The sequence below is a fragment of the Mesorhizobium sp. P160187 genome (assembly GCF_057766425.1).
Genome location: NZ_JBYMDX010000002.1, coordinates 29,587 through 54,407, shown reverse-complemented (window position 1 = coordinate 54,407; position 24,821 = coordinate 29,587). Strand labels below are relative to the sequence as shown.

The following is a 24,821-nucleotide window of genomic DNA, read 5'->3' as shown; positions in this document are numbered from 1 at the left end:
TCATCTGCCCTGCCCGGGAATCTTCAGCCGATAAGGCGCGCCGAAATGCTCGATCCTGATCTGCTGCTGGCCCATGAACAAGGTGTCGCTGGACAGCGTGCGCACGGCGTCGCACCCGTGCGAAAACCAGCGAGCAGCCACATGCCGATGGCATGCCATCGAGCCGGTCGGCGGCTACTGGGCGGTGGTGAGCGAGTGTGGATGTTGTCGCAATCGGCCAAGCGGGCATTCGGATGCCATGGGCGGCGCTGCTTTGCCAAACAACGCGTATCTGACCACGGTCCTGACATGTTACTCCCTTGCTTCGCCCCATCCATCGCGATGGCACCCACGGCATGGTTGTGGATCGGCATGCTCTTGCCGTCTCGCCAAACGGAGCTTCAAAAACCGTGCCAATTGCGCCGAGGCAAGCTCAGAAGAAGTTCTGTCCTTGGTGATGTGAGTTCACCCAAGAACTCAGGCCAACATCCCTCGTGCCGGACCCGACAAACCCGACAGCACGTGTCGATTGGCCGACACCTTCTCAGCAATGCACTCACAAGAAGCACCAGTGTGAGAGATGCCGCGCTGTGTTGAAACGTTTTTTGGCTTTGGCACGGTGCATGCGACGTGATGGGCAAGCAGGTCCCGGACTGAGGAGAATGGAGCCATGATTACGCTCACCGACAACGCTGTTGCCGCCTTCAAGACTGCTCTGTCCCGCGCCAGCGAGCCGGCGGAAGGCTTTCGCATTATGGTCGAGGCCGGCGGCTGCGCCGGCTTCAAATACTTAATGGGCCTGGAGAGCGTGTCGCGCGAGGGCGACGCGATCACTGACACAGATGGGGTCAAGCTGTTCGTGGACGCGGGCTCCCAACCCCATGTAGCCGGCATGACCGTCGACTTCCTCACCGGGCTCCAATCTTCCGGTTTTGTCTTCGATAACCCCAATGCGCGCGAAAAGTGCGGCTGCGGCAAGTCCTTCAGTTAAACGCCCGAAGCGCCTGTGCGGCCGACAGAGTGATTTTGCGGCAGAGGAGACTTATATGGCCGGCACAACAGATGTCCCCGTCCTAAAAAACAAGACAAGGTCAAAGCCGATCTCGGGACCGCCATTCGCTCCCAGTAGGATTCAAAGAACGTCGCCTCCCGAAGCAGCTCGGTTCCTGGTGGCACCCGAGCTGCTTGCGGACAAATCGCGCCGCTGCGCCAAATTCGGCTCATCGGTAGCGTTATCGCGTTCGGGCGTCCTTACCTGCGGGCTGACCTACGGCCACTGCGAACATGTCCATATCGACGGAGATCCGGTTTACGTCAAACACTCCGGGCGCCTGCGCGCGCTGCCAGTTCAAATGATCATCAACGGCATGCGCCAGAGGCTCAACGAGTCGGTCTAGCGCTCGCGTCATTCTGTTTAACTGAGGATCGCACCTATGAAGCCTGTCTACCTCGACAACAACGCAACCACACGGGTCGATCCTGAGGTCGTGCAAGCGATGTTGCCGTTCTTTAGGGATCAATTCGGCAACCCTTCGTCGTCACACGCTCTTGGCGCCTCAGTCAGTGCGGCGGTGAGAAAGGCGCGGAGGCAGTTGCAAGCGCTGATCGGCGCGGAGTTCGAGGATGAGATCACTTTCACCTCGGGTGGGACAGAAAGCGACAATGCAGCGCTTCTTTCAGCGCTCGAGGCGGCGCCCAACCGAACCGAGATCGTGACGTCCGCGGTCGAGCATCCCGCCGTGCTGACGCTCTGCGCGCATCTTGAGAAGACCCGCCGCCTCAAGGTGCACAGGATCCCGGTGGATTGCCGTGGTCGGCTCGATCTCGACGCCTATATGGCCGCCCTCACCCCACAGGTTGCAATCGTATCAATAATGTGGGCGAACAACGAGACTGGTGTGATCTTCCCCGTGGCAAGGCTTTCCGAGTTGGCCAAGGAAGTGGGCGCCCTATTCCATACCGATGCTGTGCAGGCGGTCGGCAAGCTTCCGATGGACCTGAAGTCGACCGCAATCGACATGCTGTCGCTCTCCGGCCACAAGCTGCACGGGCCGAAAGGGATCGGTGCGCTTTTCGTCAAACGTGGCGTCGATTTCCATTCGCTGATCAAGGGGGGTCACCAAGAACACAACCGGCGTGCTGGCACCGAGAATACGCCCGGCATAGCCGGGCTCGGCACGGCGGCCGAACTCGCCTTGAAATTCATGGACGACGAGACCACACGGGTAAAGTCGCTCCGCGATCGCCTGGAGGGCGGGATCCTCCAGCGCATCCCAAGCACCTGTGTCACTGGTGATCCCTTGCAACGATTGCCCAACACCGCAAACATCTCCTTCGAACATGTCGAAAGTGATGGAATTCCACTTCTCCTCAGCCGCATTGGCATCGCGTGTTCCTCTGGCTCGGCCTGCACCTCCGGCTCTCTGGAACCAAGCCATGTCCTAAGCGCGATGAAAACGCCACACGCGGCAGTCCGCTTCTCCTTGGCGCGGGACAACAGCGAAGAGGACATCGACCGGGTGCTCGAGGTCATGCCGGGAATCGTGGGGAAGCTGCGCAGCTTTTCCGGTTCTGGGCCGGGTAATCCGGTCTATGCGTGAGCCGCAGAAGAACAGGCTACCTGTCATGACCCGTCATGTCTCCCTCAACGATACGACCTTGCGCGATGGCGAGCAGGCGCCGGGCGTCGCCTTCACCACGACGGAAAAGCTGGAGATCGCTGAGTCTCTTGCGGCGGCCGGCGTGACAGAGATCGAGATCGGCACGCCGGTCATGGGCGTCGACGAGATGGAAACAATTCGCGCCGTGGTAGCGCGGCGTCTTCCGGTTCGGCTCATGGCCTGGTGCCGGATGACGTCGTTGGATCTCGATGCAGCGATCGAGAGCGGCGTCCAAGCGGTCAATTTGTCGCTGCCTGCGTCGGACATCCAACTTGCCGCCAAGCTCGGCCTCGACAAGGCGGGAGCGCTCCAGGTCATCGATCATATGGTCAGGCGCGCCGCCGATGCCGGCTTCTTCGTCGCGGTGGGCTGCGAGGATGCCTCGCGGGCCAATCGGGATCATCTCGCCCGCGTCATCGAGACGGCCGCACGCGCCGGCGCAAGCCGCGTGAGGCTGGCCGACACAGTCGGTGTTCTCGACCCGTTTTCGACCTTCGAACTTGTCGCCCAGCTCGTGGTGCAGTCTCCAATCGACCTTGAATTTCATGCGCACAACGATCTCGGACTTGCGGGCGCCAACACGCTGGCGGCGATCCGCGCAGGCGCGCGCCATGCCTCCGTCACCGTCCTGGGGCTCGGCGAGCGTGCGGGCAATGCCGCGCTGGAGGAGGTGGCCGCCGCAATGGCGGTCTTCGACGGCGCAGACACCGGCATTGAGCTGACCGCATTGCCCGGCCTCGCCGCCCAGGTGGCTTGGGCCGCCCGCCGGCAGACCGCAGCCACTAAGTCGGTCGTCGGCGCCGATGTTTTCACCCACGAATCCGGCATTCACGTCGCAGGGCTGCTGAAGGACTCGCGTACTTATCAGGGGCTCGATCCGACTCTCGTGGGCCGCTGCCGGCGGATCGTCATCGGCAAGCATTCCGGCGCCACTGCGATTGCCCATGTGCTGAGCGAAAGCGGTCGCGATCTCGACCCGGATCTGGCAGCCGCGATGGTGGCCCGCGTCCGACGCGAGGCGGCCGAGACCAAATCGACCGTCACTGCAACTCGACTGGTCGAGCTCTACGATGGAATGTGCAGCGAGGCATCCCTCATCGAGCTGTGCGGGTCCAAGTCAGCCGTGCGCGAGCGCACAGAGGCCATAGTTTTGCGACCAGGAAGAATGCAATGAATTGTTCCGCTGACAGCCGCCCCATGGATGTCACCGACATCCTCGCACGACTGAAGCGCTTGTCGGCTGCAGAGGAATTCTTCTCAGTCCTAGGCGTCGCTTATGACCCGAAGGTACTGAATGTCTCGCGGCTCCATATCATGAAGCGTGTGGGCCAATACCTCGCCGAAGAAGATTTCTCCGGTCTGCCCGACCAGGTGATTGCCGCGAGGGTGCGCGCGACGCTCGAACGAGCTTACGAGGACTTTGCGATTTCCTCGCCGCTCACGCATCGGATTTTCAAGGTGCTCAAGGACCACGATCCGAACAAACCTGCCGCGCCGGGTCACACCTTTGTTCCGTTCGACTCGGTACTGAAGCGGTTCGGACGGGAATGATCGGCGACAAGGGTGCGACGCGACAATGTCGAGCAGCCGCCAAATCCGATCATCACCACAGCGCCGTCAGAAGCAACCAGCCGAAGTTGTAGGTAAGGGGGAGCGCAAGAGACTTGGCACGAATAATGCGGATCAAGGAGATAACCGCAATGCCGGACCCGGACAGGAGCCTAGAGAAACCGCCAATGCACATCGTAATCTGCATCAAGCAGGTGCCGGACTCGGCACAGATAAGGGTCCATCCGGTCACGAACACGATCATGCGCCAGGGTGTTCCGACCATCATCAACCCTTACGACCTGTTCGCCCTCGAAGAAGCGCTCAGACTGCGCGACGCACATGGCGGCGAAGTCACTGTGCTCACTATGGGTCCGCCCATGGCAGAGGACGCGCTGCGCAAGGCGCTCGGTTACGGCGCCGACCGAGCGGTGCTCTTGACCGACCGCTATTTTGCCGGCTCCGACACGCTGGCAACCTCGTTCGCCCTTTCCCAGGCAATCGCGAAGATTGGCGAGACGTTCGGCACGCCAGACCTCGTCTTCACCGGCAAGCAGACGATCGATGGCGACACCGCCCAGGTCGGGCCCGGCATCGCCAAGCGCCTCGGACTCCTGCAACTGACCTATGTTGCGAAGATCCCTTCTGTCGACCTTGCTGCACGCGAGATCAAGGTCGAGCGCCGTTCCGAAGGCGGCACACAGATGCTGAAGAGCAGGCTCCCTTGCCTCATCACCATGCTGGAAGGCACAAACGAGATCCGCCGGGGGTCGATCCAGGACGCCTTGTGCGCCGCGCGCAGCCAGGTCTTGAAATGGAGCGCGGCCGACGCCGGCATTGAGGATCTCACCAAATGCGGCCTGCGCGGTTCACCGACGGTCGTCAAACGTGTTTTCGCCCCTCCTGCTCGAGCTGAAAAGGCGACACAAATCGACACCGCCGAGAAGGCCTTGCGCGATGTCGCTGACGAACTCATCACCGCAATCTTCACCCGCCAGCCGGCGCTGGAACATGAGCTCGCCTTTAACGGCGGCGCGTGACGGCAAGGAGCAAAACGATGTCGACCGCGAACGGAGAAACCCCTCGCCCTGCCGCCGGCCGCGCCGGCATAAAGAAGGAGTTGCCCGCCCATTTCAAGGACTATCGGCACGTTTGGGTTTTCATCGAGCTCGAACGTGGCGAGGTCCATCCGGTGTCATTCGAACTGCTCGGCGAAGGCCGCAACTTAGCAGACAAGCTTCAGGTCCAGCTTGCAGGCGTCGTGCTTGGACCGCCGGGAGAGGCCGTCGGGAACGCCGTTGCCGAAGCATTCGCGTATGGCGCTGACCTTGTCTACATCGCCGAGGCGCCCCTGCTCGCCGACTATCGGAATGAACCTTTCACCAAGGCGCTGACGGATCTGGTCGATACCCACAAACCCGAAATCCTTCTTCTCGGTGCCACCACACTGGGCAGGGATCTTGCCGGCTCCGTGGCGACGACCTTGCAGACGGGGCTCACGGCCGACTGCACCGAACTCGATGTGGATACCGACAGTTCGCTCGCCGCCACGCGTCCGACTTTCGGCGGTTCCTTGTTGTGCACGATCTATACGCTCAATTTCCGCCCGCAGATGGCGACCGTGCGGCCGAGGGTCATGCCCATGCCGCAGCGGACGGATAAACCGGTCGGGCGTGTCATCCGGCACAAGCTTTCGCTTGCCGAGGACGAGATTGCTACCAAAGTCCTCGGCTTCCTGCCGGACAATCAGTCGGCGAAGGCAAACCTTGCCTATGCCGACGTCGTGGTTGCGGGAGGCCTTGGTCTTGGCGCGGCGGAGAACCTGCAGCTTGTGAAGAACCTCGCACGAGCAATCGGCGCCGAGCACGGCTGTTCGCGTCCGTTGGTCCAGAAGAGCTGGATGCCAGCTGATCGGCAGATCGGCCAAACTGGCAAGACGATCCGGCCGAAGCTTTACATAGCGGCCGGGATTTCCGGCGCCGTCCAGCATCGGGTTGGCGTGGAGGGGGCGGATCTCATCGTGGCCATCAACACCGACCCGAACGCGCCGATTTTCGATTTCGCTCACCTCGGAATCGTCACCGACGCGATCCGCTTCCTGCCCGCACTGACGGAAGCCTTCACCCGGCGGCTGTCGCCCCACAGTCGCGATAAGCTTTCGAGCTAAGGGGATGGACATGATCGAGGAAAACTTCGACGCCATTGTTGTTGGGGCAGGCATGTCCGGAAACGCAGCTGCTTACACCATGGCCAGCCATGGCCTGAAGGTGCTGCAGTTGGAGCGCGGTGAATATCCGGGCTCCAAGAATGTCCAGGGTGCCATCATGTACGCGAACATGCTGGAGAAGATCATCCCGGATTTCCGGGATGATGCGCCTCTCGAGCGGCATTTGGTTGAACAGCGGCTTTGGGTGATGGACGACACATCCCATACAGGGATTCACTATAGGTCGGACGACTTCAATGAGGCGAAGCCCAACCGATACACGATCATCCGTGCCCAGTTCGATAAATGGTTTTCGCGTAAGGTGCGCGCGGCCGGCGCGACCGTTCTGTGCGAGACGACCGTGACGGAACTCATCCGTGATGCCAATGACAGGGTGATCGGCGTCCGCACAGACCGGGCGGGCGGAGCCATCTACGCGGACGTGGTCGTTCTCGCAGAAGGTGTCTGCGGACTGCTTGGCACTCGAGCCGGCCTGCGCGAGATGCCAAAGCCGCAAACCGTGGCCCTCGCCGTCAAGGAAATGCATTTCTTGCCCGAAGAGGTCATTGAGCAGCGGTTCGGCGTAAAGGGCGATGAGGGCTGCGTGATCGAGGCGGTGGGCACGACCTCCCGCAGCATGGCCGGGCTCGGCTTCCTCTATACCAACAAGGAGTCCATCTCACTGGGCATTGGCTGCCTCGTCTCCGATTTTGCCGCGATGGTCGAGAGCCCCTACGTTCTCCTTGATGCCTTGAAGAGCCATCCTTCGATCCGGCCGCTGATCGCCGGCTCGGAAGTGAAAGAATATTCCGCACACCTCATTCCCGAAGGCGGCTACAAGGCTATTCCGCAGCTCTTTGGCGATGGTTGGGTCGTGGTCGGCGATGCCGCGCAACTGAACAACGCCATTCACCGCGAGGGTTCGAACCTCGCCATGACCTCCGGCCGCATTGCGGCTGAGGCAATCGTCGAGGTCAAGAGCCGCAACGGTCCGATGAACAAACGGAATCTCGCCCTTTACAAAGCCATGCTGGACAAGTCCTTCGTGGTCAAGGACCTGAGGAAATACAAAGACATGCCGGCCTTGCTCCACACCAATTCATGCAATTATTTCACGACTTATCCGCGGTTGATGTCGCAAGCTGCGCAGAACTTCATGCGTGTCGACGGCACGCCGAAGATCGAGAAGGAAAAGGCGACCACGGCGGCCTTCATCAAGGCGCGCTCGCGCTGGGGGCTGGTCAGCGACGCGGTCCGCCTTGCATTGGCGTGGCGCTGAGGGGAGACGAAATGACCAGCGCAGCGACGAAGTCACGTGTCGAGGACAAGCTTTACCAGAACCGCTACTTGGTGGATTCCGGCCGCCCGCACATCAAAGTGCGACCGCACCAGAAGCCGAGCGCGAATTTGCTCGCGCTGACCCACGTCTGCCCGGCGAAATGTTATGAGTTGAACGACAAGGGTCAAGTGGAGATCACTGCCGACGGCTGCATGGAGTGCGGCACCTGCCGGATTTTGTGCGGGACGAGTGGTGAGATCGAGTGGAACTATCCACGCGGCGGTTTCGGAATCCTCTTTAAATTCGGATGACCGGCGCACGCATGACCTAAGCAGATACCGCGCTCAGGGACTCTACGATATGTGAAGGTGCTGACCGCGCCAAGCGAGCTGGAGATTGCGCTCGCCATACGCTGGCCAATTGTCGTGAACGTCCTGCCCACGTTTCTGCAGACGGGTGATGGAGAAGTCGTCGTCTGGACGCTGAAGGAGAGCCGGAGATTGCCGCCACTGCCGGCAATACCCACGCACCTCAATCAGCCACTCGCCACCTCATACCACTGGCCGTAACACATCAAGCGAATTGCGGCTGCCGGCCAGTCGCATCGGCGCCTCCGCAGCAAGGTATCTCCCCCTTACGGCCGGCGTCCGAACCATGGCGCTTGTCGCCCGCATCTGACGGAACGCTAGTGGCTGATCGACGCGATTGACAAGGCCGGTTGGGTTTTGCCAGGGCGGCTCGTATCCTTGGCCTCACGCCCTGGAAAATCGGCTACGCCCTGCGCCGGCATGGTAACAAGGTGAAGAAATTCCAGACGTCGTGATGACGTCAAGCGTAAGCAGCCCGGAGTGGTCTCGCTCACACTCTGCGCGCCCGAGGCTGCTAGCTTCGCGACCCTATTTGCCTGTCCACTGTCGTAAGCCCGACAAAGGTGTGTCGGAGCAATCCGAAGGAATCTGACACGAGAAGCCTATTCGTGAACCGAAACAGCTCTTTGAGCTGGCATAGCTCTTGCGCTTTGAACTGCGACATCACGCAGCAACGGAGCCGTTCATGTCTGCACCGGCAATTTCGCTTGAGAGCCTCAGCACGACATTCGGTGACCAGTTGCTTGGCACCATGAAACCCGGTGGCTGCGCGTCTTCGTCCTGCGGCTCGTCGACAAAGCCCGACGACACGGATCCGGCTGTCTGGGAGAAGATCAAGGATCACCCCTGCTTTTCAGAAGAGGCGCATCACTATTTCGCGCGTATGCACGTCGCGGTCGCGCCGGGCTGCAACATCCAGTGCAACTACTGCAATCGCAAATATGACTGCGCCAACGAAAGCCGGCCTGGGGTGGCCTCTGAAAAGCTGACGCCCGAACAGGCGCTACGCAAGGTGATCGCGGTCGCCAACGAGGTGCCGCAGCTTTCCGTGCTCGGCATCGCCGGACCGGGCGACGCCTGCTACGACTGGAAGAAGACGAAGGCGACCTTCGCCAGGGTCGCCAGGGAAATCCCAGACATCAAGTTTTGCATATCCACGAATGGGCTGGCGCTGCCCGACCGTGTCGATGAGCTTGCTGACATGAATGTCGATCACGTGACGATCACGATCAACATGGTCGACCCTGAGGTCGGTGCAAAGATCTATCCTTGGATCTTTCACGATCATCGCCGCTACGTCGGCATTGAAGCCACCCGGATCCTGCACCAGCGGCAGATGTTGGGCCTGGAGATGCTGACCGCGCGGGGCATCCTCACCAAAATCAACTCGGTGGTGATCCCAGGCGTGAACGATGAGCATCTGATCGAGGTGAATAGATGGGTTAAGGAGCGAGGCGCGTTCCTGCACAACCTTATGCCGCTGATTTCGGACCCGGCACACGGCACGCATTACGGACTGAGCGGGCAGCGCGGCCCAAACGCAATGGAGATGAAGGCTCTTCAGGATCGTGTCGAAGGTGGCGCCCAGTTGATGCGGCACTGCCGGCAGTGCCGGGCAGATGCCGTGGGCCTGCTCGGAGAAGATCGTGGCCAGGAATTCACAGTCGACCGGATTCCCGGCGAGGTCACCTACGATGCCAGCAAACGCAAGGCCTATCGGGAGCTGGTCGCGGAGGAGCGCCGTGATCACGTCGAGGCTAGGAGAGAAGCGATCGGATTGGTCAAGGCAGCGAGCCGCGGCAAGTCCCTTCTCTTCGCGGTGGCGACCAAGGGCGGCGGCCGCGTCAATGAGCATTTCGGCCATGCGAAGGAATTCCAGGTTTATCAAGCCTCGCTGAAAGGGATCAGCTTCGTCGGGCATCGGGAGGTGGACAAGTATTGCCTCGGCGGCTGGGGCGCAGAAGCCGCCCTCGATGGCGTCATCGCAGCGCTTCAAGGCATAGATATCGTGCTGTGCGCCAAGATCGGAAATTGCCCGCAGGATCAGCTCGCGGAGGCCGGAATCAGAGCCACCGACGCCTGTGCCCATGACTATATCGAGACAGCAATCAGCGCGATTTACATCGCCGCGTCTGGGACCCCCACACTCGCGGCGACGGCCTGAGCTGTCTCATTCATTCGGACCAGGAGTTAAAATGGCTTTCAAGATCATCGCATCCCAATGCACCCAATGCGGCGCCTGCGAATTCGAATGTCCTTCGGGCGCGATCAAGTTCAAAGGCGAGAGCTACGTGATCGAGTCACAGAAGTGCACCGAATGCGAGGGGGTCTTCGATGCGCAGCAATGTGCCTCGGTATGTCCGGTGCCGAAGACCTGCGTTCCTGCGTAACGGACATTGGACTGCCGACATGGTTGGGGGCTGCCTACGCAGGACGCCTGGAACGCCTTGTTCGCAATCTCAGCCGCAAGAGAAATCAGGGAACGGACATGTCGCTCGGACGCGAAGAGGAGATCGAAATCCGCAGGTCTCCACGATTCATGCCGGGAGAGCGGGTACGTGCCACTCGCCACATAAAGAATGACGGCACCTATCCTGGCAGGGAGATCGGCGAAAATCTCGTGCGGAAGGGGGACGAGGGATATGTGCGCGACATTGGCACCTTTCTCCAGCAGTTCTTCATCTATGCGGTCGAGTGGATCGACCGTGGCACCGTCGTCGGTATGCGAGCGCGTGAACTGATGAGCCTCGACAAGGCCGAGGCGCCCTGCAGTGCTGAAAGCAATACCAATGAAGGGACGGCCAGATGAAAGTCATGATCCGCAGGACCGATGCTGGTTTGTCGGCGTATGTCCCCAAAAAGGACCTCGAAGAGCCGATCATCAAACTGGAGAAGGAAGAGTTGTGGGGCGGAACGGTCACGCTCAGGAACGGGTGGCGGCTCCTCCTACCCGATCTCCCACATGATACGCGTCTGCCGATCACCGTCGAGGCAAGGAAGATTTCCGAAGAGGGCTGATGCTGCCCCTAGGTGCGTCGCGAGGAAACGAGATGAACACGATCCTGACATCGGGCCACCTCGTCATTGTGCGGGACAGTTTTGCTGAAAAGCTGCTTGACCTGGCGAAGGGAGCGCTCGCCGCCGATGAGGTGATCCCCTATCTCGGTCCGGGTCTTCTTGAGTTGAACTGTGTGGAACCGCCTGTGCCGCATACCCCGGAGGTTGTTGCCGCGGCACTCAACGCACGGGCTCCTGCCCCTTCCAGGATCCGCACCAATATGTGGTCGGTTGCGCAGTTCATCGAACAGCGCCGGCATCGCCGGACCCTTCAAGCTTGGATGACCGACATATTCGCAGCGCCGGTGGGGCCGACCCCCTTCCACGCCTGGCTCGCAAGGCTGCCACTCTCCCTCATCATCGACAGCTGGTATGACAGCGCGATGCGCACGGCTCTGGTAGAGACGGGCCGAACGGACGTCGTTGAGATACAAGGCGTCACGCGCGCGAATGAAATCGGCAACATTTGGACGAAAACCTACGATTTGTCCGGGAGGGAGCTCGACCCCCGATTGGGGGCCAAGACGGTTCTCTATTCACCTCACGGGAGTATTACGCCCGCGCAAAACTTTCTCGTCGCAGATTCCGACTACGTCGAAGTCCTGTCCGAAATTGATATCCAGACACCGATCCCAGACGCTGTGAAGGAACGGCGCATCACCCGTGGATTTTTCTTCGTTGGCTGCCGCTTCAACGATCAGATGCTGCGCACCTACGCCAGACAGATCATGAAGCGCTCCCGCGGTCCCTATTGCACCGTAATGGACGCGGAAACCCTGACCAGAAACGAAGCGCGTTTCCTTGCGGCAAGCGGAATCACGGTGATCGACATGCCACTAAGTCAAGCGGCGGCTCGGCTTGTGGGAACGGGCACGGCTGCAGGTTCAGGACGGGATTAACAATGGCGGATGCCTTTGATGATGTCTGCTTCGGCTTTCCTCGAAGGCGCAAAATGCAGTCGGGAATACACCCGTGAACAGTGAAGCTGTCAGCGGCGCAACGAACGCACTGAATTCGTTGGCCCATGTTGAAGCGGCGCGCTGGGGCCGGGATTTGAGTACGCTGTTGCGCATCACGCGTATGAATCTGCGCCATCCGTGGCAGGTTGCCCTCGCTATGGGCTCGACGATCATGGCGGCAATCCTCCAGTTGCTCATTCCCCAGCTTCTCGGCCGGGCTGTCGACCAGACCCAGACAGCTATCGGGGGCGGTGTCGCGGGGGCCGCGGCAGGACAAGCGCTCTGGGCCCCGGCTCTCCTGCTGCTCGCCGTCAGCGCGCTACGCGGCGTTTTCACGATGGCGCAGAACTATTTTGCCGAAGCCGTCGGGCATCATGTCGCGTACGAATTGCGGCTCGCCTACTACGACAAGATCCAGCGTCTCAGCTTTTCCTTTCACGACCGGGTCCATTCAGGCGATCTGATAACCGCCGGAATGCTCGATCTCGAAGGCGTGCGGATGTATTTTTCCACCGGGCTCATGCGGGTGCTCCTGCTGGCGATGCTGATCGGGATTGGCGCTTACATGATGATCTCGACCGATCCCGTGCTCGGCTTGGCCGCGCTCAGCTTCGTGCCTTTTGTCGCTTGGCGCTCATCGACCACACAGCTTAGGCTGCGCGCCACCTGGCTCGACCTCTATGAGCGCCTTTCGGTACTAAGCCGCGTGATGAAGGAAAATCTCGCAGGTATCCGTGTGGTCCGCGCTTTTGCGGCTCAATCCTATGAGATGCTGAAGTTCGACGGCGCTTCCAAGAACGCGCTCGACCTCGCCAACGATCTCGTTGACATCTACGTACCAAACACGTCGGCGATGACCTTGTCCTACTTTTTTTCAATGGGATTGGTGCTTGGGATCGGTGGCAACAAGCTCGTCGCTGGCGAGATCAGCGTCGGAACCATGGCGACCTTCCTGACCTTCATGACCATGCTGCAAATGCCAGTCCGCCAGATCGGTCTCATGGTCAATGCGTTTGCCCGCGCTTCTAGCTGCGGTTCGCGGCTTTTCGGTCTCCTCGATCAGGAGATCACAATCAGGGATGCTCTCGAGGCCAGACCGCTTGAGATAAGTGACGGCACTCTGCGCTTCCACAATGTCTCATTTGCCTACCCCAACGCCGAAAACCGCGCCATTCTGAAGAACCTCAGCTTTGAGGCCCGGAGAGGCGAGACGATCGCGATCGTCGGTCCGCCGGGTTCCGGCAAATCGACGATGGCTCATCTGGTCCCCCGCTTTTACGACGTGACCGATGGCGCCATCACGTTGGACGGCCAGGACGTACGCAATGTCACCCTCGAGAGCCTTCGCAAGGCGGTCGCGGTTGTACAGCAGGATGCGTTCCTATTCACCACAACGATCGAGAACAACATCGCTTATGGCGATCCCTGGGCGAAGAGACAGCGAATTGAACGCGCTGGAGAATTCGCCCAGCTCCACGACTACATCCTCGGGCTCCCGGCAGGGTATGAGACGGTCGTGGGCGAACGCGGCGTTTCTCTCTCTGGCGGCCAGCGCCAGCGTCTCACGATTGCTCGCACCATGATGCTGCGCCCCTCCGTCATCATTTTCGACGACTCGATGGCCGCGATCGATGCCGGCACCGAGCTGCGCATTCGCGCGGCGATGCGGCGCTTCGCAAAGGATCGGGTGACGATCATCATCGCGCACCGGCTGAGTGCGCTTAAGCATGCCGATCAAATCCTTTTTGTCGATAAAGGCGAAATCGTAGAACGCGGCACGCATGAAGAGCTTCTGGCGAAGCGGGGACGCTACAGGGCCCTTTACGATCTCCAGACGCGCCCGGGTGATAGCATTATTAGCCAGGATGGGGGCGCCCGCTGATGGACCAGGGCCGCGGCGAACTCGAAGCCGAACGTGACGACGGGAGACGCCCTCCGCGCGCGGTCGTCGGCTCGCACCGGGATCGAGGAGGAGATGTTCGGCCGGGCTTTCGACAAGAGCATCCTCCGTCGCATCTGGGGCTTCGTCCATCCCTACCGGGCAAAGGTAGTTGTCACGATTGTCGCGATGCTGATCTTCACCGGGACGCAGCTTCTCATCCCCTTGATCATCCGCTACGCGATCGACCTCGGCATGAACCCGGCAAGGCCCGATCGCTCAGCCCAGCTTGCGGCCGTCGGCGCGTTCCTTTCGGCGATTTTGGTCAATTTCGCCGCCGGCTACATGCAGGAAGCCTTGGATGGGAAAATGGCCGAAACTGTCCTGTTCGACATCCGCCGCGCCATGTTTGGCCATCTGCAAAAGGTTTCGCTCTCTTTCATGGACAAGACCGAGGTCGGACGCCTGATGTCGCGCCTGCAAGGCGACGTTAACTCCATACAGGAGTTCCTGGAAACCTCGGTATATTCCCTAGGCGATGTTGCGCTTCTCTTCGGCATCGTTTTCGTAATGCTGTGGCTCGACTTTCGCCTCGGCCTCCTGACGCTATCGGTTCTGCCGATCCTGGTGATCGTCCGCATTGTCTGGTTGCCGCGTGCCCGCGACGCCTTCATGGCTGCACACGAAACCAATTCCGTCGTCAATGGCGCGCTGGCCGAAGCCATTCACGGCGTGCGGACCATACAGTCAATGGACCGCCAGCAGGTGAATTTCAGTCTTTTTGACGATCGGGCCCATGCCAACCTCAGGACCCACCTGATCGCTGCCAGATATGCACTGGTCATGGTGCCCATCGTCGATGGCATCACCGGCCTCGCCTTGGCCGCCGTTATTGTGGTCGGCGGCTCGATGGTCATGAATAGCCGTATAGATGTGGGCGTGTTGGTAGCCTACCTATTTTACATCCAGCGCTTCTTTGACCCGATCCGCTCACTCACCCTGCAATATTCGGTCATGCAGCGCGCCATGGCCTCAGGCAAGCGCCTGACCGATGTGCTCGACGTCAAGATCGATGTTAAGGACAAACCCAATGCCGAGGTGCTTTCGCCCGAAATGGACGGCTCGGTCGAGTTTAGGGACGTCACCTTCGGCTACGATCCGAACCGTTCGGTTCTGAAAAATGTCTCGTTCAAGGTCAATCCGGGCGAGACGGTCGCAATAGTCGGACCGAGCGGTTCTGGCAAATCGAGTTCGATGGCCCTGGTCCACCGCTTCTATGATGTTCAGCAGGGTCAGGTGCTGGTCGGCGGACATGATGTACGCGACCTCACCCAGGAATCGCTCGGCCGCCAGGTCGCCATGGTGCTGCAGGAGCCATTCCTGTTCACCGGGACGGTCTTCGAGAACATTCGATACCAGAAGACGGAAGCCACGCGCGACAAGGTGATCGAGGCGGCCAAGGCCGTCGGCGCGCATGACTTCGTCATGAGCCTCGCCGACGGGTATGAGACCCAACTTGGCGAACGCGGCGACAACTTATCTCTCGGCCAGCGCCAGCTTATCAGTTTCGCCCGCGCCCTCGTCGCTGACGCCAAGATCCTCGTGCTCGACGAAGCTACCGCCAACATCGACAGCTACACGGAATTGCAGATTCAGAAGGCTCTGATCAAGCTGCTTGAAGGGCGGACTGGCCTCGTCATCGCCCACCGTCTCGCCACGTCCGGGGGGCCGACCGCATCATCGTGCTTCAGAATGGCCAAGTTGTTGCGACTGGCAACCACGATGAGCTAATAGCCATGGGCGGCCTGTATTCCAGACTCTACTATCTCAACTACGCCTCCTTCGACGACCTTCCCGAACACGATACCACCGTCCAAGCTGGCTCTCAGACCTGACATCTTGGCGGCCTTGTGGTAGTGGCGTTGGCTTTCGGGCGTGTCGGCAGACCACTCAGGCCACCGCGTCCGGCCAGCAGCCAGCATTCAAGAACGAGCACTCCTCGCAGTTCGTGAAGACCGGCTGCGAACGATTTCCTCCAGCATCGTATCCGACCGCGGTGCACCACCATCATCGGGCGAGCTCGCTCGAGGTGTTGGCTGGGCGTCGCAAAGCCGCTCGCGAGCGCGCCCTCAATAGCGCCGTAGCGAGTGACGGCTTTGCTACCGACGGGCCACTGATGAAGCTGGATTAGTGGGCGCCGCACCGACGCCGCCCTGGGCGAGAAGAACCTCCTGCGGCTGGCTATGGGCAACGACTAGCGCCAGCGCGACGAGCAGGCGCGTGCCGGCATCGCGACGCGCTCGGCTACCCTCTCCTTAGGATCGTGCATGTTCACGCGATGGCCCAGACGCCAGCCAACGCACAAAGCTGGTATTCTGTGCCGCCTGCTCGTCGTCAGTTTGGCCTCCTCCCGATTGCCCGCCCCACCACGTGCACGCTCGAGCACGTGGGTGTGAGGAGCGCTGCACAAGGATGTAACCTCAGGCCGCGAATTTCATGGTCAGCCAAGTCGAGCCATGATTTCGGATTGAATGGTCGTCGCGGTGTAAAGGGAAGCATCTAGCGGCAGATTTCCAAATGCCATTTGACAAAGCAGGTAGTTGGCACCTGCCTCTTCCAACTGATCTAGCAGAGCTTTTCGCACAGACTCTGCTGATCCTACCACGCACAATTCACTCTCGACTGCCGCATCGAAGGTCAGCGGCAGGTTTGGTGGAGTGGGGATAGCGTTAAGCTCGTAAAGGAATTGGAAGCTCTTGAGCCAGCGTTGGTAAGCAGGTGCCGCGAGCGAATAGGCATGTGTGTCACAACGCCCAATCACGACCATGCGGAGCAATCCGACAAATCGCCCTTGATCCCCCGCGCCTGCGTTGTCCTCTCGATAGGCGCGGAACGCATCAGTAGTTTTGCGAACAGAAGAGGAAGGTCCTACACACGCGATATTTGTTCCATTCGCAGCCGCCCAGGCTGCGGACTCGGGTCGATTGGCAGCGACCCATGTGGGCGGATGTGGACGCTGATGAGGTCTTAGCGTCAAAGGAACGTCATTGAGATCAAAATGGCGGCCTTGATAGCATAGCGTGCCGACCTCCCTGGAATTAACAAGTATTTGCATAAGAATTTCGCTGGCTTCGGCATAACGGCCCGGCACCGCGTCCGCACCAATCCCGAAGTAGCCCAATTCGGTCGGGAGAGCACCGCGCCCTATGCCCAGTTCGAGCCTGCCACCGCTCAACTGGTCCAGCATACAGATCTCTTCGAACGCACGCAGCGGATGATAAAGCGCAAGCAGCATCACCAAGGGTCCGAGACGCAAGCGCCGGGTGCGCTGGGCGACGCTCGATAAGAACAGATTCGGCGATGGACCTCTCCCATGGGGAGTACAGTGGTGTTCTGCGAGATGATAGGCATAGAACCCTAGCTGATCGCACGCCTCTGCTAATATCAGGCGATCTTCGTACTGCCGGCCTATATCGCGGCCATCCTCATCCAAATGATCGAAGATGCCGAAAGCCAAGTTTGAAGGAAAGACGTTTGTCACTCTTTAAGTCCCCGATTTTAAAAGCAGGCTGTTTTCTTGCTGGGATCACCAAGCAAGTCGGAAGAGATGTGTGTGATCGCCGATTAGCGTCAGCGTAACGAAGAAGCAGAGCCTGACGCTTCCCTGCCCCTGGAGCTTGGCACCATTAAGCTTCCAGCAATGTCGCCAGCGGCAGCAAGAAATTCATCCATCTGCTCTTTTGTGCCGATGCTGACGCGGATACAGTGTTCCAAGCCTTTGTCCGGAAAAAACGCGACAAGTATCTTTTGCCTCTCCAATGCTGCTTGCCACCATGAGCCGTCCTGTCCCGCGGGCACACGGGCCAGCAAGAAATTTGCGCGGGAGGGTGTTACGGAAAATCCGAGTTGCGATAGTGCAAGTGTCACTCGCTCTCGTTCATCCTTGATGTGCTTGTGGTTGTCTGCGTAGGCGCCGCGATGCGCAAGCACGCTGATACCAACGGCATGCCCGATCACGTTCATGTTGAAGACGTTCTGGATGTTTCGCAGCCTTCCAATAATTTCAGGGTGACCGAAACCGAAACCGACGCGAATGCCGGCGGCGGCATAGCTTTTCGAGAATGACCTCAAGATCAGAAGGTTCGAATACCCGTTGATGAGGCGCAGTCCGTGATCGGGTGCAAAGTCGACGTAGGCCTCATCGAGGACAATCAAGCGGTCCGATTGTGCTACGAGGCGTTCGATATCGCTTATCGGGAGGAATGTTCCGGTCGGATTGTTTGGATTGGCCAACATAATAAATTTGGCGTCTTTTGCCGGACCAGAAAGCAATTGCTCCATTGGCAGGGAATGAGCTTGACATCCGATTTCGAGGAACTCAGCGCCCTGAAGCATGGCAAGTTTGCGGTTGAACGAAAACCCTGGCGACATCATCGCAACCTTGTCGCCGGGTGCGAGGAAAGCTCTGTAGATCAGTCCGAGCAGTTCAGACGACCCGTTGCCAGCGATGACCTGATCCCTGGAGACGCCATAGGTGCTGGACGCTGCTTCTCTCAATCTGAAGTTATCGTCATCCGGATATAGATACTGGCGCTTGAGGGCCGCCACTGCACTTTGCATTATGATTGGCGGCAACGGAAACGGGTTCTCATTCGTATTCAGCTTGATAAAATTTGCGTCCGGCGCTGGTCCGTTGGACGGCAGAGCATCCAACTGTCGTGTCACTTGCGAAAGAGCCGAAAGCACAGTTTGCAGTTTTGCGTCGGACATATTTAACTCCGTTTCAGTCACACAGGGGGCATCCGTATGAGCTCGCAACGAGAGCAACATGGCGGACGGGATTGACGATGGCAGGGTTGCCTTTCACACAATGGTCGCAGCGCCGGCTGACATGGGAATTCAGCCAGGCTGTCCTCGGTCGAATCGAGTTGACGCGGACGCGGATCTGCATCGCTGCGCGGCGCCAAGGCGCTAAGCGGCTCAGCTCATGCCCAGGGTCATGCTTTCAAAGACGCTTGATCTCGACGCCGTATTTCCTCAGCACGTAGCCAATCTGGCGCGGGGTCAGCCCAAGCAAGCGCGCTGCCTTTGCCTGCACCCAGCCACATCTTTCCATGGCAGCAATGACGCGCTCTATATCGGGCGTCCTCGCGCCAATTGGGTGGGTTGCGCCGGCAAGCGGGCCTGTAGTCGCGGCCGAACTGGCGGCCTCGTCCGGGGGCGTGGCCAAATTCGCTGACTCCGGCAGGATCGGCGGTGGTTGCAGCGCGGCCTTGCCCGATCTGCACTTCCACAGCGCCTCGGCAAAGCATTGGCCTTGGGAGCAGGCAAAGTCGTTTCTCCCGATTGACAGTCCCTCGGCCAGGATCGCTGTCCGGTGCACGCAATTTTCAAGCTCGCGAATGTCTAGACAATTCGCACGATATACAGGATTTTGCCAAAGGGTTCGTGTAGACTTTCCTTGGTGTATCCAACGGCGTCAGCCGGGCAGGATAGGTGAAGTAGGCCCACCCGCGAGCGGGTGTTCCTTCTTCACTGTCCCTTATTCGCACCTGGCGGTGCTCAACGGGAATCCTGCTCTGCGAGGCTGGCCGGCTACCGCCGGCGTAACAGATGAGGGCAAGCGGATGGAAGCTCTAGTCTGATTAAGCATTGGTAACTGTCAGACCAAGTTTACTCATATATACTTTAGATTGATTTAAAACTTCATTTTTAATTTAAAAGGATCTAGGTGAAGATCCTTTTTGATAATCTCATGACCAAAATCCCTTAACGTGAGTTTTCGTTCCACTGAGCGTCAGACCCCTTAATAAGATGATCTTCTTGAGATCGTTTTGGTCTGCGCGTAATCTCTTGCTCTGAAAACGAAAAAACCGCCTTGCAGGGCGGTTTTTCGAAGGTTCTCTGAGCTACCAACTCTTTGAACCGAGGTAACTGGCTTGGAGGAGCGCAGTCACCAAAACTTGTCCTTTCAGTTTAGCCTTAACCGGCGCATGACTTCAAGACTAACTCCTCTAAATCAATTACCAGTGGCTGCTGCCAGTGGTGCTTTTGCATGTCTTTCCGGGTTGGACTCAAGACGATAGTTACCGGATAAGGCGCAGCGGTCGGACTGAACGGGGGGTTCGTGCATACAGTCCAGCTTGGAGCGAACTGCCTACCCGGAACTGAGTGTCAGGCGTGGAATGAGACAAACGCGGCCATAACAGCGGAATGACACCGGTAAACCGAAAGGCAGGAACAGGAGAGCGCACGAGGGAGCCGCCAGGGGGAAACGCCTGGTATCTTTATAGTCCTGTCGGGTTTCGCCACCACTGATTTGAGCGTCAGATTTCGTGATGCTTGTCAGGGGGGCGGAGCCTATGGAAAAACGGCTTTGCCGCGGCCCTCTCACTTCCCTGTTAAGTATCTTCCTGGCATCTTCCAGGAAATCTCCGCCCCGTTCGTAAGCCATTTCCGCTCGCCGCAGTCGAACGACCGAGCGTAGCGAGTCAGTGAGCGAGGAAGCGGAATATATCCTGTATCACATATTCTGCTGACGCACCGGTGCAGCCTTTTTTCTCCTGCCACATGAAGCACTTCACTGACACCCTCATCAGTGCCAACATAGTAAGCCAGTATACACTCCGCTAGCGCTGAGGTACCGGGTCAGAAGAACTCGTCAAGAAGGCGATAGAAGGCGATGCGCTGCGAATCGGGAGCGGCGATACCGTAAAGCACGAGGAAGCGGTCAGCCCATTCGCCGCCAAGCTCTTCAGCAATATCACGGGTAGCCAACGCTATGTCCTGATAGCGGTCCGCCACACCCAGCCGGCCACAGTCGATGAATCCAGAAAAGCGGCCATTTTCCACCATGATATTCGGCAAGCAGGCATCGCCATGGGTCACGACGAGATCCTCGCCGTCGGGCATGCGCGCCTTGAGCCTGGCGAACAGTTCGGCTGGCGCGAGCCCCTGATGCTCTTCGTCCAGATCATCCTGATCGACAAGACCGGCTTCCATCCGAGTACGTGCTCGCTCGATGCGATGTTTCGCTTGGTGGTCGAATGGGCAGGTAGCCGGATCAAGCGTATGCAGCCGCCGCATTGCATCAGCCATGATGGATACTTTCTCGGCAGGAGCAAGGTGAGATGACAGGAGATCCTGCCCCGGCACTTCGCCCAATAGCAGCCAGTCCCTTCCCGCTTCAGTGACAACGTCGAGCACAGCTGCGCAAGGAACGCCCGTCGTGGCCAGCCACGATAGCCGCGCTGCCTCGTCCTGCAGTTCATTCAGGGCACCGGACAGGTCGGTCTTGACAAAAAGAACCGGGCGCCCCTGCGCTGACAGCCGGAACACGGCGGCATCAGAGCAGCCGATTGTCTGTTGTGCCCAGTCATAGCCGAATAGCCTCTCCACCCAAGCGGCCGGAGAACCTGCGTGCAATCCATCTTGTTCAATCATGCGAAACGATCCTCATCCTGTCTCTTGATCAGATCTTGATCCCCTGCGCCATCAGATCCTTGGCGGCAAGAAAGCCATCCAGTTTACTTTGCAGGGCTTCCCAACCTTACCAGAGGGCGCCCCAGCTGGCAATTCCGGTTCGCTTGCTGTGGATCCATCGGCATTTTCTTTTGCGTTTTTATTTGTTAACTGTTAATTGTCCTTGTTCAAGGATGCTGTCTTTGACAACAGATGTTTTCTTGCCTTTGATGTTCAGCAGGAAGCTTGGCGCAAACGTTGATTGTTTGTCTGCGTAGAATCCTCTGTTTGTCATATAGCTTGTAATCACGACATTGTTTCCTTTCGCTTGAGGTACAGCGAAGTGTGAGTAAGTAAAGGTTACATCGTTAGGATCAAGATCCATTTTTAACACAAGGCCAGTTTTGTTCAGCGGCTTGTATGGGCCAGTTAAAGAATTAGAAACATAACCAAGCATGTAAATATCGTTAGACGTAATGCCGTCAATCGTCATTTTTGATCCGCGGGAGTCAGTGAACAGGTACCATTTGCCGTTCATTTTAAAGACGTTCGCGCGTTCAATTTCATCTGTTACTGTGTTAGATGCAATCAGCGGTTTCATCACTTTTTTCAGTGTGTAATCATCGTTTAGCTCAATCATACCGAGAGCGCCGTTTGCTAACTCAGCCGTGCGTTTTTTATCGCTTTGCAGAAGTTTTTGACTTTCTTGACGGAAGAATGATGTGCTTTTGCCATAGTATGCTTTGTTAAATAAAGATTCTTCGCCTTGGTAGCCATCTTCAGTTCCAGTGTTTGCTTCAAATACTAAGTATTTGTGGCCTTTATCTTCTACGTAGTGAGGATCTCTCAGCGTATGGTTGTCGCCTGAGCTGTAGTTGCCTTCATCGATGAACTGCTGTACATTTTGATACGTTTTTCCGTCACCGTCAAAGATTGATTTATAATCCTCTACACCGTTGATGTTCAAAGAGCTGTCTGATGCTGATACGTTAACTTGTGCAGTTGTCAGTGTTTGTTTGCCGTAATGTTTACCGGAGAAATCAGTGTAGAATAAACGGATTTTTCCGTCAGATGTAAATGTGGCTGAACCTGACCATTCTTGTGTTTGGTCTTTTAGGATAGAATCATTTGCATCGAATTTGTCGCTGTCTTTAAAGACGCGGCCAGCGTTTTTCCAGCTGTCAATAGAAGTTTCGCCGACTTTTTGATAGAACATGTAAATCGATGTGTCATCCGCATTTTTAGGATCTCCGGCTAATGCAAAGACGATGTGGTAGCCGTGATAGTTTGCGACAGTGCCGTCAGCGTTTTGTAATGGCCAGCTGTCCCAAACGTCCAGGCCTTTTGCAGAAGAGATATTTTTAATTGTGGACGAATCGAATTCAGGAACTTGATATTTTTCATTTTTTTGCTGTTCAGGGATTTGCAGCATATCATGGCGTGTAATATGGGAAATGCCGTATGTTTCCTTATATGGCTTTTGGTTCGTTTCTTTCGCAAACGCTTGAGTTGCGCCTCCTGCCAGCAGTGCGGTAGTAAAGGTTAATACTGTTGCTTGTTTTGCAAACTTTTTGATGTTCATCGTTCATGTCTCCTTGAGCTCATTGTTTGCCTCCCTGCTGCGGTTTTTCACCGAAGTTCATGCCAGTCCAGCGTTTTTGCAGCAGAAAAGCCGCCGACTTCGGTTTGCGGTCGCGAGTGAAGATCCCTTTCTTGTTACCGCCAACGCGCAATATGCCTTGCGAGGTCGCAAAATCGGCGAAATTCCATACCTGTTCACCGACGACGGCGCTGACGCGATCAAAGACGCGGTGATACATATCCAGCCATGCACACTGATACTCTTCACTCCACATGTCGGTGTACATTGAGTGCAGCCCGGCTAACGTATCCACGCCGTATTCGGTGATGATAATCGGCTGATGCAGTTTCTCCTGCCAGGCCAGAAGTTCTTTTTCCAGTACCTTCTCTGCCGTTTCCAAATCGCCGCTTTGGACATACCATCCGTAATAACGGTTCAGGCACAGCACATCAAAGAGATCGCTGATGGTATCGGTGTGAGCGTCGCAGAACATTACATTGACGCAGGTGATCGGACGCGTCGGGTCGAGTTTACGCGTTGCTTCCGCCAGTGGCGCGAAATATTCCCGTGCACCTTGCGGACGGGTATCCGGTTCGTTGGCAATACTCCACATCACCACGCTTGGGTGGTTTTTGTCACGCGCTATCAGCTCTTTAATCGCCTGTAAGTGCGCTTGCTGAGTTTCCCCGTTGACTGCCTCTTCGCTGTACAGTTCTTTCGGCTTGTTGCCCGCTTCGAAACCAATGCCTAAAGAGAGGTTAAAGCCGACAGCAGCAGTTTCATCAATCACCACGATGCCATGTTCATCTGCCCAGTCGAGCATCTCTTCAGCGTAAGGGTAATGCGAGGTACGGTAGGAGTTGGCCCCAATCCAGTCCATTAATGCGTGGTCGTGCACCATCAGCACGTTATCGAATCCTTTGCCACGCAAGTCCGCATCTTCATGACGACCAAAGCCAGTAAAGTAGAACGGTTTGTGGTTAATCAGGAACTGTTCGCCCTTCACTGCCACTGACCGGATGCCGACGCGAAGCGGGTAGATATCACACTCTGTCTGGCTTTTGGCTGTGACGCACAGTTCATAGAGATAACCTTCACCCGGTTGCCAGAGGTGCGGATTCACCACTTGCAAAGTCCCGCTAGTGCCTTGTCCAGTTGCAACCACCTGTTGATCCGCATCACGCAGTTCAACGCTGACATCACCATTGGCCACCACCTGCCAGTCAACAGACGCGTGGTTACAGTCTTGCGCGACATGCGTCACCACGGTGATATCGTCCACCCAGGTGTTCGGCGTGGTGTAGAGCATTACGCTGCGATGGATTCCGGCATAGTTAAAGAAATCATGGAAGTAAGACTGCTTTTTCTTGCCGTTTTCGTCGGTAATCACCATTCCCGGCGGGATAGTCTGCCAGTTCAGTTCGTTGTTCACACAAACGGTGATACGTACACTTTTCCCGGCAATAACATACGGCGTGACATCGGCTTCAAATGGCGTATAGCCGCCCTGATGCTCCATCACTTCCTGATTATTGACCCACACTTTGCCGTAATGAGTGACCGCATCGAAACGCAGCACGATACGCTGGCCTGCCCAACCTTTCGGTATAAAGACTTCGCGCTGATACCAGACGTTGCCCGCATAATTACGAATATCTGCATCGGCGAACTGATCGTTAAAACTGCCTGGCACAGCAATTGCCCGGCTTTCTTGTAACGCGCTTTCCCACCAACGCTGATCAATTCCACAGTTTTCGCGATCCAGACTGAATGCCCACAGGCCGTCGAGTTTTTTGATTTCACGGGTTGGGGTTTCTACAGGACGGACCATGGTTATACCTCC

The 24,821-nt window shown here is 57.7% G+C and carries 23 protein-coding genes and 1 pseudogene; 16 read left to right on the top strand and 8 right to left on the bottom strand.

Annotation, left to right across the window (positions count from 1 at the left end):
* Positions 1–105 (bottom strand): hemin uptake protein HemP, encoded by a 105-nt coding sequence (gene hemP, locus AC3CCE_RS01490; RefSeq protein ID WP_023685012.1) that lies wholly within the window; start codon positions 103–105, stop codon positions 1–3.
* A gap of 544 nt (positions 106–649) precedes the next feature.
* Here hemP and AC3CCE_RS01485 point away from each other — a divergent pair.
* The 5 genes from AC3CCE_RS01485 to nifW are packed head-to-tail and all read left to right on the top strand — an operon-like array spanning position 650 to position 4,190.
* Positions 650–970 (top strand): HesB/IscA family protein, encoded by a 321-nt coding sequence (locus tag AC3CCE_RS01485; protein WP_352626886.1) that lies wholly within the window; start codon positions 650–652, stop codon positions 968–970.
* 55 nt (positions 971–1,025) lie between these two features.
* A complete protein-coding gene (locus tag AC3CCE_RS01480; protein ID WP_155921674.1) occupies positions 1,026–1,376 on the top strand; it encodes a hypothetical protein in 351 nt (116 codons plus the stop codon).
* Positions 1,377–1,412: 36 nt separating this feature from the next.
* Complete coding sequence (nifS, locus tag AC3CCE_RS01475) at positions 1,413–2,579, top strand: cysteine desulfurase NifS (RefSeq protein ID WP_352626888.1); 1,167 nt, start codon at positions 1,413–1,415, stop codon at positions 2,577–2,579.
* Positions 2,580–2,604: 25 nt separating this feature from the next.
* On the top strand, positions 2,605–3,813 hold the full coding sequence (gene nifV / locus AC3CCE_RS01470) for a homocitrate synthase (protein WP_352626890.1): 1,209 nt from the start codon (positions 2,605–2,607) through the stop codon (positions 3,811–3,813).
* Complete coding sequence (gene nifW / locus AC3CCE_RS01465; RefSeq protein WP_023687348.1) at positions 3,810–4,190, top strand: nitrogenase stabilizing/protective protein NifW; 381 nt, start codon at positions 3,810–3,812, stop codon at positions 4,188–4,190. The genes nifV and nifW overlap by 4 nt, the downstream gene beginning before the upstream one ends.
* A gap of 52 nt (positions 4,191–4,242) precedes the next feature.
* Here the strand turns inward: nifW and AC3CCE_RS01460 are convergent, their stop codons facing one another.
* Positions 4,243–4,452 carry a hypothetical protein gene (locus tag AC3CCE_RS01460; RefSeq protein ID WP_488377094.1) on the bottom strand — a complete coding sequence of 70 codons (210 nt, stop codon included), beginning with the start codon at positions 4,450–4,452 and terminating at the stop codon, positions 4,243–4,245.
* On the opposite strand from AC3CCE_RS01460, the gene AC3CCE_RS01455 reads away from it, so the two are divergent.
* From AC3CCE_RS01455 to AC3CCE_RS01405, 11 genes and pseudogenes are all read left to right on the top strand, one after another.
* Positions 4,376–5,227: an electron transfer flavoprotein subunit beta/FixA family protein gene (locus tag AC3CCE_RS01455; protein WP_352520149.1), complete on the top strand. Its 852-nt coding sequence runs from the start codon at positions 4,376–4,378 to the stop codon at positions 5,225–5,227. The genes AC3CCE_RS01460 and AC3CCE_RS01455 overlap by 77 nt on opposite strands.
* A 17-nt stretch (positions 5,228–5,244) precedes the next feature.
* On the top strand, positions 5,245–6,354 hold the full coding sequence (locus tag AC3CCE_RS01450) for an electron transfer flavoprotein subunit alpha/FixB family protein (RefSeq protein ID WP_023685019.1): 1,110 nt from the start codon (positions 5,245–5,247) through the stop codon (positions 6,352–6,354).
* A gap of 10 nt (positions 6,355–6,364) precedes the next feature.
* A complete protein-coding gene (locus AC3CCE_RS01445) occupies positions 6,365–7,672 on the top strand; it encodes an FAD-binding protein (RefSeq protein ID WP_023712672.1) in 1,308 nt (435 codons plus the stop codon).
* Between the two features lie 11 nt (positions 7,673–7,683).
* The gene (locus AC3CCE_RS01440; protein WP_023750031.1) at positions 7,684–7,983 is read left to right on the top strand and encodes a ferredoxin family protein; all 300 of its coding nucleotides are present in this window, start codon (positions 7,684–7,686) and stop codon (positions 7,981–7,983) included.
* Between the two features lie 742 nt (positions 7,984–8,725).
* A complete protein-coding gene (gene nifB / locus AC3CCE_RS01435; protein ID WP_352626893.1) occupies positions 8,726–10,204 on the top strand; it encodes a nitrogenase cofactor biosynthesis protein NifB in 1,479 nt (492 codons plus the stop codon).
* Between the two features lie 31 nt (positions 10,205–10,235).
* Positions 10,236–10,430: a 4Fe-4S dicluster domain-containing protein gene (locus AC3CCE_RS01430; protein ID WP_023672218.1), complete on the top strand. Its 195-nt coding sequence runs from the start codon at positions 10,236–10,238 to the stop codon at positions 10,428–10,430.
* A gap of 98 nt (positions 10,431–10,528) precedes the next feature.
* Complete coding sequence (locus AC3CCE_RS01425) at positions 10,529–10,849, top strand: nitrogen fixation protein NifZ (protein ID WP_352626894.1); 321 nt, start codon at positions 10,529–10,531, stop codon at positions 10,847–10,849.
* Complete coding sequence (nifT, locus tag AC3CCE_RS01420) at positions 10,846–11,058, top strand: putative nitrogen fixation protein NifT (protein WP_023672220.1); 213 nt, start codon at positions 10,846–10,848, stop codon at positions 11,056–11,058. The genes AC3CCE_RS01425 and nifT overlap by 4 nt, the downstream gene beginning before the upstream one ends.
* Positions 11,059–11,090: 32 nt before the next feature.
* Positions 11,091–11,996 carry an SIR2 family NAD-dependent protein deacylase gene (locus tag AC3CCE_RS01415; RefSeq protein WP_352626896.1) on the top strand — a complete coding sequence of 302 codons (906 nt, stop codon included), beginning with the start codon at positions 11,091–11,093 and terminating at the stop codon, positions 11,994–11,996.
* 73 nt (positions 11,997–12,069) lie between these two features.
* Entirely contained in the window at positions 12,070–13,938 is a 1,869-nt protein-coding gene (locus AC3CCE_RS01410; RefSeq protein ID WP_352626898.1) for an ABC transporter ATP-binding protein, read from the top strand.
* Positions 13,938–15,830, top strand: a pseudogene (locus AC3CCE_RS01405) (ABC transporter ATP-binding protein). Before AC3CCE_RS01410 ends, AC3CCE_RS01405 begins: the two are co-directional and overlap by 1 nt.
* Before the next feature lie 605 nt (positions 15,831–16,435).
* Here AC3CCE_RS01405 and AC3CCE_RS01400 read toward each other — a convergent pair.
* From AC3CCE_RS01400 to uidA, 6 genes are all read right to left on the bottom strand, one after another.
* On the bottom strand, positions 16,436–17,476 hold the full coding sequence (locus AC3CCE_RS01400) for an LLM class flavin-dependent oxidoreductase (protein WP_352626900.1): 1,041 nt from the start codon (positions 17,474–17,476) through the stop codon (positions 16,436–16,438).
* Positions 17,477–17,565: 89 nt separating this feature from the next.
* Positions 17,566–18,705: a histidinol-phosphate transaminase gene (gene hisC, locus AC3CCE_RS01395; RefSeq protein ID WP_352626902.1), complete on the bottom strand. Its 1,140-nt coding sequence runs from the start codon at positions 18,703–18,705 to the stop codon at positions 17,566–17,568.
* A 235-nt stretch (positions 18,706–18,940) separates the two neighbouring features.
* Positions 18,941–19,165 carry a helix-turn-helix domain-containing protein gene (locus AC3CCE_RS01390; protein ID WP_488376919.1) on the bottom strand — a complete coding sequence of 75 codons (225 nt, stop codon included), beginning with the start codon at positions 19,163–19,165 and terminating at the stop codon, positions 18,941–18,943.
* Between the two features lie 1,418 nt (positions 19,166–20,583).
* On the bottom strand, positions 20,584–21,378 hold the full coding sequence (locus AC3CCE_RS01385) for an aminoglycoside O-phosphotransferase APH(3')-IIa (protein WP_000572405.1): 795 nt from the start codon (positions 21,376–21,378) through the stop codon (positions 20,584–20,586).
* A 178-nt stretch (positions 21,379–21,556) separates the two neighbouring features.
* Positions 21,557–22,978: a levansucrase gene (gene sacB, locus AC3CCE_RS01380; protein ID WP_001022105.1), complete on the bottom strand. Its 1,422-nt coding sequence runs from the start codon at positions 22,976–22,978 to the stop codon at positions 21,557–21,559.
* Positions 22,979–22,997: 19 nt separating this feature from the next.
* Positions 22,998–24,809 (bottom strand): beta-glucuronidase, encoded by a 1,812-nt coding sequence (uidA, locus tag AC3CCE_RS01375; RefSeq protein WP_257825605.1) that lies wholly within the window; start codon positions 24,807–24,809, stop codon positions 22,998–23,000.
* Between the last annotated feature and the right edge of the window lie 12 nt (positions 24,810–24,821).

Excerpts from the sequence above, each read along its gene's own strand:
- AC3CCE_RS01485 (WP_352626886.1), top strand. The coding sequence starts at position 650 with ATGATTACGCTCACCGACAACGCTGTTGCCGCCTTCAAGACTGCTCTG.
- AC3CCE_RS01480 (WP_155921674.1), top strand. The coding sequence starts at position 1,026 with ATGGCCGGCACAACAGATGTCCCCGTCCTAAAAAACAAGACAAGGTCA.
- nifS (WP_352626888.1), top strand. The coding sequence starts at position 1,413 with ATGAAGCCTGTCTACCTCGACAACAACGCAACCACACGGGTCGATCCT.
- nifV (WP_352626890.1), top strand. The coding sequence starts at position 2,605 with ATGACCCGTCATGTCTCCCTCAACGATACGACCTTGCGCGATGGCGAG.
- nifW (WP_023687348.1), top strand. The coding sequence starts at position 3,810 with ATGAATTGTTCCGCTGACAGCCGCCCCATGGATGTCACCGACATCCTC.
- AC3CCE_RS01455 (WP_352520149.1), top strand. The coding sequence starts at position 4,376 with ATGCACATCGTAATCTGCATCAAGCAGGTGCCGGACTCGGCACAGATA.
- AC3CCE_RS01460 (WP_488377094.1), bottom strand. The coding sequence starts at position 4,452 with ATGATCGTGTTCGTGACCGGATGGACCCTTATCTGTGCCGAGTCCGGC.
- AC3CCE_RS01450 (WP_023685019.1), top strand. The coding sequence starts at position 5,245 with ATGTCGACCGCGAACGGAGAAACCCCTCGCCCTGCCGCCGGCCGCGCC.
- AC3CCE_RS01445 (WP_023712672.1), top strand. The coding sequence starts at position 6,365 with ATGATCGAGGAAAACTTCGACGCCATTGTTGTTGGGGCAGGCATGTCC.
- AC3CCE_RS01440 (WP_023750031.1), top strand. The coding sequence starts at position 7,684 with ATGACCAGCGCAGCGACGAAGTCACGTGTCGAGGACAAGCTTTACCAG.
- nifB (WP_352626893.1), top strand. The coding sequence starts at position 8,726 with ATGTCTGCACCGGCAATTTCGCTTGAGAGCCTCAGCACGACATTCGGT.
- AC3CCE_RS01430 (WP_023672218.1), top strand. The coding sequence starts at position 10,236 with ATGGCTTTCAAGATCATCGCATCCCAATGCACCCAATGCGGCGCCTGC.
- AC3CCE_RS01425 (WP_352626894.1), top strand. The coding sequence starts at position 10,529 with ATGTCGCTCGGACGCGAAGAGGAGATCGAAATCCGCAGGTCTCCACGA.
- nifT (WP_023672220.1), top strand. The coding sequence starts at position 10,846 with ATGAAAGTCATGATCCGCAGGACCGATGCTGGTTTGTCGGCGTATGTC.
- AC3CCE_RS01415 (WP_352626896.1), top strand. The coding sequence starts at position 11,091 with ATGAACACGATCCTGACATCGGGCCACCTCGTCATTGTGCGGGACAGT.
- hisC (WP_352626902.1), bottom strand. The coding sequence starts at position 18,705 with ATGTCCGACGCAAAACTGCAAACTGTGCTTTCGGCTCTTTCGCAAGTG.
- AC3CCE_RS01385 (WP_000572405.1), bottom strand. The coding sequence starts at position 21,378 with ATGATTGAACAAGATGGATTGCACGCAGGTTCTCCGGCCGCTTGGGTG.
- sacB (WP_001022105.1), bottom strand. The coding sequence starts at position 22,978 with ATGAACATCAAAAAGTTTGCAAAACAAGCAACAGTATTAACCTTTACT.
- uidA (WP_257825605.1), bottom strand. The coding sequence starts at position 24,809 with ATGGTCCGTCCTGTAGAAACCCCAACCCGTGAAATCAAAAAACTCGAC.